14 protein-coding genes are annotated in these 13,194 nt (G+C 70.3%); 9 read left to right on the top strand and 5 right to left on the bottom strand.

All coding sequences use genetic code 11. The annotated features are described in order from the left end of the window. Positions 1–55 precede the first annotated feature (55 nt). Positions 56–1,405 carry an aldehyde dehydrogenase family protein gene (locus ABGB01_RS35210; RefSeq protein WP_347777894.1) on the top strand — a complete coding sequence of 450 codons (1,350 nt, stop codon included), beginning with the start codon at positions 56–58 and terminating at the stop codon, positions 1,403–1,405. A gap of 58 nt (positions 1,406–1,463) precedes the next feature. On the opposite strand, the gene ABGB01_RS35215 is transcribed toward ABGB01_RS35210, so the two are convergent. Next, the gene (locus ABGB01_RS35215) at positions 1,464–2,474 is read right to left on the bottom strand and encodes an aldose epimerase family protein (RefSeq protein ID WP_347777895.1); all 1,011 of its coding nucleotides are present in this window, start codon (positions 2,472–2,474) and stop codon (positions 1,464–1,466) included. Between the two features lie 71 nt (positions 2,475–2,545). On the opposite strand from ABGB01_RS35215, the gene ABGB01_RS35220 reads away from it, so the two are divergent. From ABGB01_RS35220 to ABGB01_RS35240, 5 genes are all read left to right on the top strand, one after another. Continuing rightward, the gene (locus ABGB01_RS35220) at positions 2,546–3,346 is read left to right on the top strand and encodes a hypothetical protein (protein ID WP_347777896.1); all 801 of its coding nucleotides are present in this window, start codon (positions 2,546–2,548) and stop codon (positions 3,344–3,346) included. A gap of 61 nt (positions 3,347–3,407) precedes the next feature. Next, positions 3,408–3,662 (top strand): acyl carrier protein, encoded by a 255-nt coding sequence (locus tag ABGB01_RS35225; RefSeq protein WP_347777897.1) that lies wholly within the window; start codon positions 3,408–3,410, stop codon positions 3,660–3,662. Then, positions 3,655–5,094 (top strand): AMP-binding protein, encoded by a 1,440-nt coding sequence (locus ABGB01_RS35230; protein ID WP_347777898.1) that lies wholly within the window; start codon positions 3,655–3,657, stop codon positions 5,092–5,094. The genes ABGB01_RS35225 and ABGB01_RS35230 overlap by 8 nt, the downstream gene beginning before the upstream one ends. Further along, positions 5,078–5,326: a phosphopantetheine-binding protein gene (locus ABGB01_RS35235; RefSeq protein ID WP_347777899.1), complete on the top strand. Its 249-nt coding sequence runs from the start codon at positions 5,078–5,080 to the stop codon at positions 5,324–5,326. Before ABGB01_RS35230 ends, ABGB01_RS35235 begins: the two co-directional genes overlap by 17 nt. 31 nt (positions 5,327–5,357) lie before the next feature. Beyond that, a complete protein-coding gene (locus ABGB01_RS35240) occupies positions 5,358–6,422 on the top strand; it encodes a serine hydrolase domain-containing protein (RefSeq protein WP_347777900.1) in 1,065 nt (354 codons plus the stop codon). Between the two features lie 59 nt (positions 6,423–6,481). Here ABGB01_RS35240 and ABGB01_RS35245 read toward each other — a convergent pair whose 3' ends face one another. Together ABGB01_RS35245 and ABGB01_RS35250 are read right to left on the bottom strand one after the other, a co-directional pair. After that, positions 6,482–7,138 carry an O-methyltransferase gene (locus ABGB01_RS35245; RefSeq protein WP_347777901.1) on the bottom strand — a complete coding sequence of 219 codons (657 nt, stop codon included), beginning with the start codon at positions 7,136–7,138 and terminating at the stop codon, positions 6,482–6,484. Between the two features lie 29 nt (positions 7,139–7,167). Continuing rightward, on the bottom strand, positions 7,168–8,079 hold the full coding sequence (locus ABGB01_RS35250; RefSeq protein WP_347777902.1) for an LLM class flavin-dependent oxidoreductase: 912 nt from the start codon (positions 8,077–8,079) through the stop codon (positions 7,168–7,170). An 88-nt stretch (positions 8,080–8,167) separates the two neighbouring features. Between ABGB01_RS35250 and ABGB01_RS35255 the strand changes: the two genes are divergently transcribed. Beyond that, positions 8,168–8,698: a hypothetical protein gene (locus ABGB01_RS35255; RefSeq protein WP_347777903.1), complete on the top strand. Its 531-nt coding sequence runs from the start codon at positions 8,168–8,170 to the stop codon at positions 8,696–8,698. Here the strand turns inward: ABGB01_RS35255 and ABGB01_RS35260 are convergent. Then, complete coding sequence (locus tag ABGB01_RS35260) at positions 8,693–8,947, bottom strand: phosphopantetheine-binding protein (RefSeq protein ID WP_347777904.1); 255 nt, start codon at positions 8,945–8,947, stop codon at positions 8,693–8,695. The genes ABGB01_RS35255 and ABGB01_RS35260 overlap by 6 nt on opposite strands. 149 nt (positions 8,948–9,096) lie before the next feature. Between ABGB01_RS35260 and ABGB01_RS35265 the strand changes: the two genes are divergently transcribed. Beyond that, positions 9,097–9,960 (top strand): TauD/TfdA family dioxygenase, encoded by an 864-nt coding sequence (locus tag ABGB01_RS35265; protein WP_347777905.1) that lies wholly within the window; start codon positions 9,097–9,099, stop codon positions 9,958–9,960. 35 nt (positions 9,961–9,995) lie between these two features. On the opposite strand, the gene ABGB01_RS35270 is transcribed toward ABGB01_RS35265, so the two are convergent. After that, entirely contained in the window at positions 9,996–11,321 is a 1,326-nt protein-coding gene (locus ABGB01_RS35270; RefSeq protein WP_347777906.1) for a GNAT family N-acetyltransferase, read from the bottom strand. 104 nt (positions 11,322–11,425) lie between these two features. On the opposite strand from ABGB01_RS35270, the gene ABGB01_RS35275 reads away from it, so the two are divergent. Next, entirely contained in the window at positions 11,426–13,138 is a 1,713-nt protein-coding gene (locus ABGB01_RS35275) for a protein kinase (protein WP_347777907.1), read from the top strand. The last annotated feature ends 56 nt before the right edge of the window (positions 13,139–13,194 follow it).

Here is a 13,194-nt window from a genome sequence, read left to right on the forward strand (position 1 = left end):
CGCCGTTCCTGGCACACACTGCCCGCCGCGCGTGATCGCGGTTATGCTCCCGGCCATGTTGAGCGTGACCCAGCTGGTCGACCCCCGCACCGGCACCGTACGCGGGGAGGCACCGCGCGGCGACGAGGGCGAGGTCACCGCCGCCGTGGCCGCCGCCCGCCGGGCCCTGCCGGGTTGGGCAGGGCAGGTTCCGGCGCACCGCGCCCGGCGCCTCCTCGCCCTGGCCGATCTCGTGGAGTCGTCGGCCGAGAGTTACGGCCGCGCTGAGCTGGCGGGCACGGGCAAGCCGCGGGACGAGGCCATGCTGGAGATCGCCGCGAGCGCCGAGGTGCTGCGGTTCTACGCGGGCGCCGTCAGGGCGGAGCTGACCCCGGCGAGCGGCGAGCGCCTCCCCGGACGGGAGAGCTGGGTCCGGTGGGAACCGCTGGGGGTCGTCGCGGCGATAGTCCCGTGGAACTATCCGCTTCTCATGGCCGCGTGGCGGATCGGGCCCGCGCTCGCGGCAGGCAACACCGTGGTGCTCAAGCCCGCGGAGACCACGCCCGACAGCGCCTTGCTGCTGGCGGCGCACGCGGCCGAGACTCTGGGCCCCGGCGTGCTGACGGCTCTGCCCGGCGACCGCGACACCGGCCGGCTGCTCGTCGGGAGCGCCGTCGACGCCGTCGCCTTCACCGGCAGCCAGGCGGGCGGGCTGGACGTGGTGGCCAGGGCCGGTCTTCGCCGCGTCAGCCTGGAACTCGGCGGCAACTGCCCGGTCGTGGTCCTGCCCGGTGCGCCGGAGTACAGCTACGACGCGATCGTCGCGGCCTGCGTCTACAACGCCGGCCAGAGCTGCGCGGCACCGGCCCGGGTGATCACGCTGGCGGAGAACCACGACGAGACGGTGGAGCGCCTGGCGGAGGCGATGTCGGCCCGGCGCGCCGGAATCGACTTCGGACCGTTGAACAACGCCGGCCAGCTGGCCCGGTTCGACCGCGTCATCGACAGCAGCACCGCCCGCGTCCGGCATGTCGCCAAGGTCGAGGTGGCGGACGGGGAGGCCGGCGGGTTCTGGCGGCCGGGACAGATCCTGGCCGATGTGGAGGAGGACGACCCGGCCGTGGTCGAGGAGGTGTTCGGGCCCGTGCTGACGGTGCAGGCCGCGGCGGGCGTAGCGGACGCCGTCCGCCTGGCCAACAGCAGCGAGTTGGCGCTGGCCGCCAGCGTGTGGGGTGGCCAGGCAGGTGAGGCGATGGCCGTCGCCACCCGCCTCGACGCGGGGGAGGTCTGGATCAACTGCCACCTCGAACAGACCGCGGAACTCCCGCACGGCGGCCGTCGGCGCTCCGGCCATGGCACGGATCTGAGCGTGCTGGCGCTCACCGAGTACCAGCGTCCCAAGACGATCACCTTGCGCTACGAATGAGCGGCGGGTGTCCGCCTCAGGACGTTGGCCAGGGTCTCCGGACGAGAAGGCCCCCGCCTCATGCCGTCCCGACGGCCGGCGGGAACTCGTGCAGCGTGCGGTGGGCATAGGTCGTGCCCGGGTCCAGGCGCACGCTGGGCGCCCGCGGCAGGTTGGGCGCGTCCGGCCACGCGCTCGCCGCCAGGCAGAGCCCGGTTCGCGGTTCGGCGAGCCAGTCGCCGGAGTAGACACCGAAGCCCGGCTGGTCGGTGGTGACCCGCATCCGGCGCCCGCTCCGCGGGTCACGTAGTTCCGCCGTCCAGCTCCGATCGCCGTCCAGCACCAGGTAGTTGTCCACCCGGGTGGAGCCGAGCCGTCGTGGCACGCGGAAGTCGAGTGGGCCGCCCGCGACCGGGCTGAGCTCTCCCCCCATGGGGATCAGTTCGTCGTCGAACCGCAGGACCCGCGCGGCGTTCACGGCGAGCACGTGATCGTCGATCGTGCCTTCGCCGGCGAGGTTCCAGAACGCGTGGTTGGTGAGGCCCACGATGGTGGGCGCCGTGGTGGTGGCGGTGTATTCGAAGGTCAGCCGCCCCGATTCGTGCAGCCGGTACGCCGCCTCCACCGCGACCTCGCCCGGGTAGCCCTGGTCCCCGTCCGGGCTGATGAGCAGGAACACCACCGAGATCTCGTCCTGGGTCTCCTCGACCCGCGAGCGCCACACCCTCCGGTCGAAGCCGTCCGGTCCGCCGTGCACGTGATGGAGCCCTTCGTTGCGGTCGAGCGTGTACTCGACGCCGTCGAGCACGAACCGTCCCTCGGCGACGCAACGGCAGAACCGGCCCATCGTGCATCCGACGTAGGCGTTCAGGGCCCGGTTCTCGTAGGCGGCGAGGTCGGGCAACCGCTTGACCACATTGGCGGGGTGACCCATGTTGTCCTCCACCAGGACCTCGACGAGCGTCGCGCCGTAGCTCCACACCGTGACGGCAATGGAGCCGTCCGTAGAGATCGTGTAGGAATCAACTGGTTCGCTTGGGGCCGCGCCGCCGCCGGTGGTCCACCCCGCTATTTCATGACGAATGTCCACCGGCGCAGATCGTAGAGCAGAGGGGGCGACTGCGGATTTTCCGCAGTCGGAAAACGATGAGGGGAAGTCAGGTGCTCACGACATGGGACGAACTCAGGACCGGCGACGCGAACGGTCCTGTCATGCTGACGGTCGACTTCGAGGGCGGGCGCGCGGTGGCCGGGTTCCGCGCGCTGGCGAAGCTCCTGCCGCAGGAGTGGACGGTGCTGGCCGCTCGGCCGCCGGAACGGGTGCCGGGCGACGAGGAGGAGGCGTCACGGGCACTCGCCAGGTGGCGTGACGACATCACGGCCGGCGGCGTGGAGGTTGCCGGCGTTCTCGCCAACTGCGCGGGCGCCCCGATCGCCGGGTATCTCGCCGAGTCCTTGGGCGGGGCGGCCTCCGCGCCGAGGCTGGTGCTGCTCGACCCGGCGGCCGCCTCCGCCGACGTGCTCGTGGAGGCGTATCGGACGGCGCTCGCATCGTTGCCGGCCGCGCCGGCGGAGCCGGTCCCGGCGGGCGTGGATCTCACGGACGGCCTCGGCGAGCCGCTCGGGTTGGCGGTTCTCGCGCGGCGGCTGAGCCGGAGTTATCGTGACCACGCGGGCGGCGTCGCCGAGCGGCTCGGGGTGAGCCAGGATCTCACGGCGGATCTGGCGCGGCTTTTCGAGCGGTACATGGCCTACCTCGTGGTCGCGGGGCTCGCCGCGGACCGGCCCCAGGGGCGATCACACACCCTCACGATCACGTCGAGCGGATTCACCCTGGAAGAGGCACGCGACAGGGGCGAGCGGATCGGGACGGACGTCCCCAGGGCGCGCCTGCTCGCCGATGCCGGGGTCGCCACGGCGATCTCGGATTTCCTTGTACGCCCGCCGATATTTCTTGTGTGAGCGATACCGGCTAAGGTCCGCTGCGATACCGGCGGAAGCCTTTTCGAAACGGAGGGAAATCGTGGGCGAAGAGTTGTTCGTTGCCGTTCGACGTCTCGTACAGGAGATCCTCGACGGCGATGAGGTCGTCGACGACGACAATTTCTTCGAATTGGGCGGCAATTCATTTATGGCCGTGGCGCTGCTCGACCGCGTAGGGCGCGAGTTCGGCGTCACGGTGGACCTCGGTGACTTCTTCGCCGATCCCACCGTGACCGGGCTCGTGGCCTTGCTCGCCGACGCCGGTGCCCCGAACGCGGTGGCGAGCCATGGGTGACCTCTGGTCCCTCGTGATCGGTCACGCACGCCGCGCCCCTGAGCGGGCGGCGGTGACCGGGCTGCACGACCTCACCTACGCCCGGCTCGTCGGCAGGGTGGAGGCGCTCACCCCGGACCTGCTGAGCTGCGCGGAGGCGGGCGACGTGGTGGCGCTCGAGGTGACCGCGCCCGAAACCGCGCTGGTCGGGATGCTCGCCGCGCAGCGGCTGGGCATGGCCTTCCTGCCGCTCGACACCACTATGCCGGCCGCCCGGCGGCGCCACGTGGTGGCGGCGGCCGGTGCCCGCGCAGTTCTCACGGAGACAGGGCCGTTCGCCCTGGGCGTCGCCCGGGTCGCGGAGCCGGGACCGGCCTGGCCGCTGGCCGATCCGGGCTACGTGATGTTCACTTCCGGCTCCACCGGCAGTCCCAAGGGCGTGCACGTCTCGAGCAGGTCACTGGTCGAGCGGCTCGACGGCCTGCGCCAGGTGCCCGGCTTCGGCGCCGGTTCGTCGTTCCTCGCGCTGACCGCCATCTCCTTCGACATCGCGCTCGCGGAGACGTTGTTGCCGATGGTGACCGGAGGCAGCGTGGTCGCCGTGGATCGGCGTGCCCGCGTGGACGCGGCACGTTTCCAAGAGGCTCTGGAGACCTACCGGCCGCAGGTCGTGCAGGCGACGCCCTCGTTCTGGCGGCTGATGCTCGCGTCCGGCTGGTCCGGGCAGCGCGGGCTCACCCTGTGGTGTGGCGGGGAGCCGATGACGCGACCCCTGGCCGAGGCGCTGCTGCCGTGCGGTGACGAGCTGTGGAACCTGTACGGCCCGACGGAGGCGACCATCTGGGCCACCGCTTGGCGGGCGCTGCCCGACAACGAGATCTCACTGGGCGACCCCCTTCCCGGCACGACGCTGCGACTTTTCGACGGCGATCGCCCGGTGACCGAGCCTGGGGCGGCCGGCGAGATCGTCCTTTCGGGAGCCGGCATCGCCGACGGCTATCTCGGCGCGGACCTGGACACGAGGTTCGCCTGCCGGGGGACGGCCGACGTCCCGGCCTACAGCACCGGGGATCGGGCCCGCTACCGGGCCGACCTGTCACTCGAGTTCCTCGGTCGGTCCGACACGCAGATCAAGCTCCGAGGCCACCGGATCGAGCTGGGCGAGATCGAGGCGGTGCTGGAGGAGCACCCGTCGGTGGTGGACGCGATCGTCGTGCACGTGGCGGGCGACGGGCACGACGGCGGCAGGCTGGCGGCGGCCGTCACCACCAGCGGCGAGGTCACCACACGTGACCTGCGTAAGTGGCTCTCCCACCGGCTGCCCGGCCCGATGTTGCCCCGTACTCTCCACCTCGCCGGGTCGCTGCCGCGCACCACCGCGGGAAAGCTCGACCGGGTGGCCATCGCCGAGAACCTGACGCCGAGGAGCGCCGCGCATGACCACGGCCATTGACGAATTCCTGCCCGCGTTGCTGCGGATGTGGCGGGAACTGCTGGACCAGCCCGAGGCCGGCCAGGACACGGACTTCTTCTACGCGGGTGGCAGCTCGATCCTCGCGGTCCAGCTGCTGCAGCGCGCTCGGGACACGTTCGGCCTGCGCATCCCGCTGGACGCCCTGATAACCGCATCGACCCCGCAGCTGTTCGCCGAGCGCCTGGCGGCGCTGCGGGACACACATTCGTGAACGGCCCACAACGTGACGGGAGCTCTCTACTGTGACCGACCTACTGGCGCGGGCGCGGGCACGGGCCGCCGCCGCGGTGGGCCCCGGCGGCCGCTTGGGCGTGCAGGTCTACGCGTCGCTGCACGGACGGCCGCTGTGGCACGAGGCGTTCGGGGAGTTCCGGCCCGGCGAGTCGCTGACCGTGGAGCATCGGATGCCGTGGATGTGCGCGGGCAAGCCGTTGACGGTGATCGCCCTGGGCCGGCTTCTCGACCGAGGCCGGCTCGTCACCGAGATGCGGGTCTCCGACGTCATCCCCGAGTTCGCGGCCGGCGGGAAGCAGGATGTGACACTTGATCACCTCCTGACGCACACCGTGATCTACGAGACCGGCGCAGAGCCTCCCTGGCGGATGGATCGGGAGACGGCACTGCAGCACGTCTGCGAGACGCCGATCGTCGCTCCCCCCGGAGAAAGGGCCGCGTACAACGCCTTCGGCTCGTGGCTGGTGCTCTCAGAGGTGATCCAGCGGATCACCGGCCGTGACTACTATGACGTCATCCGCGAGGACGTGCTGGCCGAGCTGGCCATGTCGCAAACCGTGGCGTTCCGTGGGAAGGGCTTCGACCTCGATGAGGTGCCGGTGCCCGAGGGAGCGTTGTTCGAGCGCACGGCTGAAGGTGACCTGCGCTCCGTGGCCGCCTTCCCCGACGAGGAGCGGTGGCCGGGCACCGAGATGTGGGGCCCGGTCGAGGAACTGGCGCGACCCCTCGAGACGATCGTGGGTGGCGGCGTGCGGGAAGGTAGGCGTCTGCTGTCCGAGCGGGCCGTCGAGCACTTCTGCGCGCCGCTCCGCGTGGGGGTGGGCGATGAGTACTTCCAGGGCCTGGACCTGAGCTGGAGCCGCGGTTTCTGCACCGAGCCGGGCTGGTTCGGCGCGCCCTCAGGCGCCAGAGTGGCCGGGCACACCGGATATGTGACGGTCCTGTCCGTCGCCGATCTCGACCGCGGGCTTGTGATCGCCTACGCGGCCAACACCACGGTGCGCGAGCCGTTGCTGCGCGGCCTGGAGAACCTCCTCGTCGCGGACCTGTACCAGGCGCTGACCACGCAGTGAGTGCGGCCGGCTGACCACGCTCTGGGAGGGGCGGTCCAGCGGCCGCCCCTCCCACGCGCTCACAGGCGGCGGGCCATCAGCAGGCCGTCGCCGATCGGCAGCAACACGATCTCGACGCGGTCGTCCTCACGAGCCATGGCGTTGAACTCGACAACGGCCCGCACGTCGGCGGAGTCGCCCGGATGCAGGACCCGCCCGCCCCGCAGCGCGTTGTCCACGAAGACCAGTCCGCCCGGCCGCATCCGGCTGACGATCTCCTTCCAGTAGAGCTTGTATCCGGCCTTGTCCGCGTCGATGAACGCCAGGCCGATCTCGCGCTCCGGGGGCAACTCGCGCAGCGTGTTCTCGGCCCACCCGACACGTAGCTCGATGCGGTCGGAGACGCCGGCCTCGTCCCAGAACCGGCGCGCCACGTGGGTGTACTCGGCCGAGCTGTCGAAGCAGGTCAGTTTCCCCCCTGGGGGCAGCCCGCGGGCGATGGCCAGTGACGAGTACCCGGTGAAGGTGCCGACCTCGACGGCACGCTCGGCCCCGCTCACTTTCGTGATGAGGGTGAGGAATCTGGCCTGTTCCGGAGAGATCATCATGCCCGCGTCGTCGGGGAACCGCTCGCGGGTCTCCGTGGTCAGACGCTTGGCCACCTCGTCCGGTTCGCTGCCGTGGGCGACGACGTAGGCATGCAGTTCATCGCTGAGAGTGAAGGTTTTGGGAGACACGGGGTGACGTTAACCCCGATCGCCGCGTCTCAACAGGTTTCGCGCATCGCGGGGGCGACCTCGCGTGCGACCAGCTCCACCGTCTGCCAGTCGATCGGCGGCCTGGCCCCCAGCACGAAGTCGCTGACCCCGAGCTTGCGGTAGGTCAGCAGATCTTCGACGCATCGCGCGGGAGTGCCGAAGGTCAGGTACTCCTGGACGACCTCAGGTGGCATCGTCGCGGTGATGTGGGCGCGACGGCGCTGCGCGTCGGCCTCATCGGCGGAAAGCGCCGCCCGGAACGTCACCGATTTCCGTATCTCGTCCGGGTCGCGGCCGATGGCGCGGCAGTGGTGCGCCAGACGCTCAAGCTTCTCCTGATACTCGCCGGCGTCGGCCACGATGGTGTTCCAGACGTCGGCATGGCGTGCGGTGATCCGCAGAATCTCGTCACTTTCCCCGCCGATCAGCAGGGGGAGGTGCTCCTGCACCGGCGGCGGCTGGAGCCGGGCACGGTCGAGGCGGTAGTGAGTCCCGGCGAAGGTCGTCTCCTCGTCGGCCCACAGCCTGCGCAGCACCTCACATGCCTCGTCGAGCATCTCCAGCCGCGTCGCACGCCGTGGAAAGCCGATGCCGTACTGCTGGTAGCCCAGATCAGGGCCGCCCGCTCCCATGCCGAACTCCAGCCGGCCCTGCGAGATGTGATCGACGGTGGCGGCCACCGCGGCGGTGACCGCCGGATGTCTCCAGGTCACGGCCGAGACCAGCATGACGCAACGGATCCTCGTCGTGCTCTCGAAGCAAGGGCCGTCGGGGCCGCCCAACGGGGGCCGGAAATGGTCGAAGACCGACAGGAGGTCGAAACCCAGCGCCTCGGCCCGCCGCCACAGTTCACGGCAGTCTTCGATTCGCCGGTACTGCTGACCCGAGTGCAGTCCGAATCTGACCGCGGAGTTGTGCATATGCGTTCTCGCCTCGCTTTTTCTGGAGAAGGCAGGTAGGAAGATTGTTCGCCGATGATTCTCGATGCCCCGGACGAACAGGTGATGTATGTCAGTTCCGGAAATGCCGGTCGTGGACTGGACGTGGCATGTGGCACGTGATCCCCGGCGGGTCCACGCGCTGCTTCGCGACTGCGACGCCCACCAGGCGGCCCGATGGGGTTCGCCGGTGCCGGTGCGCCGGATCGCGCGAACCGAGCAGCTGGTCGCCGAAGGAGCCGTGCACCTGCTCCTGGCCGGTGACCAGATCGCCGGCTCCTTCACCCTCACCTGGCCCCGACCCGGGGCGGGGACCGGCGGCGGCTACCCTCCCGCGCGCCATCCGGGCCACCTGAGCCGCCTCTGTGTCGAACCGGGCCTGATCGACGCGGGCCGGCTCGTCGGCGTCCAGTGCGTGCGCAAGGCGATCGAACTCGCCGTCACCGCTGGTGCCGACGCACTGCGAGCCGAGGCCAACCCCGACCTCGCGGACACTCTCGCCCTGCTGCGCGGCCTCGGGTTCAAGCAGCACGGCCAGGTGGAGTCGGACGGGCCGCGGCGCTGGGTACGCATCCAGAAGCCGCTGCGTGTTCCGTCATGACGATGCCGAACGCAACGTGACGACCGCCTCGGCCATGCTCCTGATGCTCCGGAAAGTCTCGGGGTTGATCATCTCCGAGGGGAAGGAGAGGGACAGGCTCTCCTCCACGTCGACCATGAGGGCGACCAGGCCGAGCGACCCGAACCCGAGATCGGAAAGCGCGGTGTCGGGACTCACCGGCTGGGCCTCCTGCTCATCCGCAAGGTGCCGGCGGACGGCGGCGGTGATCTCCTTGATGCTTTCTTCCATATCGTCATCTAGTAACAGCCGTGACGATCAGCGGTCAATCGGCGACTTCGCGAACGCAGCGGGAGAACACACTTCTTGTCCGCCGGCCGTTTTTCTTACAGAGTGGGCGGTCATCGTGTTCGAGTTACTGCCGGTAAAGGAGTCGCAGCGTGGTCTACGGCACATTCATGGAAAATCCCACCGACCCGCATGTGAGCCTCAGGGGCAAACTGCTGAAAGACGGATCGGGCCTGCCTCGCGTGGGCCCTCTTCCGGCCGTGCGGCGGTCCGTACCGGCGCGCGAGCTTTCGGAAGACCTGCGCTCCGACCTGGCCCGAACGGGAGTGGCGCTGCGCCGATTCGACCGGCCGCTGACCAACGACCAATACCGCGAACTGGGTGAGGCACTGGGGAACCCCATGCCGGAGACCGACCCCGCGGTGCAGCCGTTCGTCGAGGACCAGGTCGTCCTCAACCTGATCAGCTCGCACGAGGAGACGGCTGACGCGAGCCTGCAGCCGTTCGCGGCCAACTACCTGTCCCTGCACACCGAGAGCAGCGGCCGGCCGGTGCCCGAGCAGCCCCGCTACCTGGCCCTCATGTGCTGCGAGCCCGGTGACGATCCCCAGGCCGCGCTGACCGTGCTGACGCCCATGGAGCGCATCGCTCAGCGGTTGGCCGAGCAGGACATCGCCCTGCTGCGGACAACCCGGTACCGTCACGGCGACCCCGCTCTGCGGCTCGTCCGGGCGGAGGACGATCGGCTCGTCCTCTCCTTCCGGGACTTCATGTCACAGCCCTTGGAGTGGATCAACGAGGACGACGTCGCGGTGCCGGCGGTGAACGACGCGATCGGCGCGCTGCTGACCTCCATGTACGACCCCAGCAGCGCCATGGCGGTTCAGTGGGAGCCCGGGCTGCTCGTCGTGTTCGACAATCGGGTCTTCTTCCACGGGCGGACGGCCCGCCTGCGCCCCGCCAACCACCGCCGGCACCTGAAGCGCCTGCGGATCGTGGCGAACACCGCAGACTGAGAACGCCGGCCGGGCCGCGGGCGGCGGCGGGGCCCTCATCGCACGCCGAGGCCCCAGACCGGCTCCAGACGGGCTCCTCTCAGGGTCTTCGGCTGCTGGGAGTCCATGCCCAGGTCCACCATCGAGCAGTCGTGGTCGATGGCGTAGCGCAGAGGGGCGTGCACGAGCAGTTCGGTATAGACGAGGTGCCGATGGTCCTGATCGTCGGCCAGGCCGATCTCGTACAGTTCGACACGTCGATCGCGCCGGGCGACGAAGGACACGCCGACCAGCCGCCCGCGGCCGTCGCGAACGTGCAGCGCACAGACCTCGTCGGCGTCCCCCGCCGCCCACCGCCTCAGCCTCAGCTCGATCAACGCCGGATGATCGGCCACCTTGTGCCGCGCCTTGATGTTGGCGATCAGCGGAGCGGCCTCCGCCAGGATGCGGGACGGCGCGGCCCTGATCGCGCGCATACCCAGGGCGTCGAGTTGCGCGCACTCCCGGCGCATGCGATATCTGCGTTTCTTGTCGAGCGCGGCCACGTGGCCGTCCACGGACGTGCCCAGGACATCGATGATCGCATTGGTGGAGAGTGAGGCGAAAACGGCCTCAGGTCCGAGCGCGCGGCGGAAGATCTCGAAGTCCTCGGACCGGAGGTAGAGGCTCACCGGTTTCACCCCCGCGTCGAGGCACGTGTCGTACGCCGCCCTGACGAGTCGCCGGCCGACGATCTCCCGCTGCGCCGGCTCGTCCGTCGAGCTGAGCGTCAGCCCGGCCATGAGATCCATGAATCCGCCGACATAGCACCACGTCCTGGCGTCATCGGGCGACGCGCCCCACAGCGCTGGCGCGACCACGCGAGGGTCATAGATCGGATCGCCGGCCGTCGCGGTCTTCGAACGATGCATCGGAAGCAACCCGACGATGTGCGCGCCGCGCCGAGCGACCGCCCACTGCGTGTGCCAGCGCCCGTCCAGGCTCGCGGCTCGCAAACGCGACGGCGAGAGGGCCAGCCCCGCCGCCCTCCAGTCCCGGAAGTCCAGGACATCCTCCACGGTCTCCGGCGCAACGACATGGACGACCAGAGACCGGTCGTCGTCGACCGGTGAACGCGGCAGGGGAGAATGCATGCGGTCCGTCCTGTGGAGTCGGCCTGGATCACGGTTCTGGAGCGGTCGGGAAACCGGGAGGCCACCGTAGCCTCTGGCCGCTGTGACGGCCACGCCGTGGCGCCGCGGCGCGCGTACCGGTGACCGTGCCATCTTGATCGCCGCCTCGTTCGCCTCGGCTCCCGTGGTGAGCAGCAGCGTCTTGCCCAGCGCGCCGGGCAGGGTCGCGGTAAGCCTGCCGGCCAGTTCCAGCACCGGCCCGCTGAGCATGCCGCCTGATACGGATCTCTGATCACCGCACCGGATACACGGACGATCAGTAGGTTTGTCGTGTGGCTGATAACCGTGCATCGTTAGCGCTGTTCGATCGGTACGTGCTGCTGGATCGCCTCGGCAGCGGAGGCATGGGGACCGTGTGGCGCGCGACCGACCGGCTCCTGGACCGCACCGTCGCCGTCAAGGAGACGCATGTCCGGGCCACGGGCGTGAAGGGCGCCGAACATGCGGCCCGGGCGCGCAGGGAGGCGCACGCCATCGCCCGCATCTCCCACCCCAACGTCGTCAACATCCACGACCTGGTGGACCACGATCAGCGGTTGTGGCTGGTGATGGAGTACGTGGACGGGCCCTCCCTGAAGGACCATGTCGCCTCCGCCGGCCCGATGGATCCCGCCGCCGTCGCCGGGATCGGCCTGCAACTCCTGTCGGCTCTCGACGCCGTGCACGCCGCCGGCGCGCTGCACAGGGACGTCAAGCCGGGCAACATCCTGCTGCGCCGCGACGGCAGGGTGGTCCTCTGCGACTTCGGCATCGCGGCGCTGGCCGGAAGCGAGTCGCTCACCGCGAGCGGCGCGGTGGTGGGGTCGTTCGAGTACATCGCCCCTGAACGCGTGAGCGGCCTGCCGGTGGGGCCGCCCAGCGATCTGTTCTCGCTGGGCGCCACTCTGTGCGTGCTGCTGTCCGGCGGACGGTCCCCGTTCGCCCGTCCGGAGCCCGTCGGCGTGCTGAACGCCGTCATCCGGGACGAACCGGATATCCCGGCCGGCGCGGGACCGCTACGTCCCGCGCTCGAAGCGCTGCTGCGGAAGAACCCGGCCGATCGTCCCTCCGTCGAGCAGGCGAGCGAGATGTTGCGACCCTTCGCCGCGACGGTGCCGGGCACGCAGCACTTTCCGATGGCCGGCGCCGTCCCGCGCCGGCGGCTGCTCGGCGTGGCGGCGGTTTCGGCGGTCGTCCTGGTCGCCGCGGCCGTCGGAGCGGGTGTGCTGATGAGCCGCTCGGAAGCCGGCGCCGGCGCGGCGAGGACCGCCACGAACTCGCCGGCCGCCACGCACACCTCCCCCACCGACGCGGCGGGGACGGCGAACGCCACCCACCTGACCCGCACCGACGCGGTGTTGCCGATGCCTGACGATCCCAGCCTCAGGGCCCCTGGCTACTACTGGATGTTCTCCGGTGACCGCTACATCAGGGCCCGCATGTCGGCCTCGGGCTACCCGGTGCGCGAGCGACTGTCCGAGCCCTCGCCACTCGACGCGTGGAAAGGCACGTTCCGGAGCCTGCCGGGCTTCCGGGACCGGATCGACGCGACGCTCCGCGTCCCCGGCTCCCGCGACGAGTACTGGGTCTTCTCCGGCAGCCAGTATCTCCGCATGCGGATCGCCGGCGCCGAGGAAGGGTATGCCGACACGCTGGTGGCGGGTCCGAGGCCGCTGCGCGACTGGGAGAGCGCCTTCGGCGGCCTTCCCGACGGCGGCATCGACGCGGTGATGCGCACGCCGGACGACCCGAAGCAGTACTGGGTGTTCGCGGGCGACCAGTACGTCAGGACCATGCTGGACGGCGAAGGACCCGGCGGCGAGGTCGCGAACGGGCCGTCGGGTCTCGACGGGTGGGCCGGCACGTTCTTCGAGCACGCCGCGTTCCGGCACGGGATCGACGCGGTGATGCCCGTGCCGGGAAAGAGGAACGACTACTGGGTGTTCTCCGGCACCCAGTACATGAAGATCCGCGTCGCCGACGGAACCTACGCCGACACGGTGGTCGACGGCCCCAGGACCCTGCGCGACTGGAGCACCCTGGGGTGACCGTCAGCCGTGACGTGCCGGAAGCCGCGGACGGGTGAGAGCCCTGGCCCCGTGGC

The organism is Nonomuraea sp. B5E05 (assembly GCF_039880665.1).
Lineage (GTDB): Bacteria > Actinomycetota > Actinomycetes > Streptosporangiales > Streptosporangiaceae > Nonomuraea.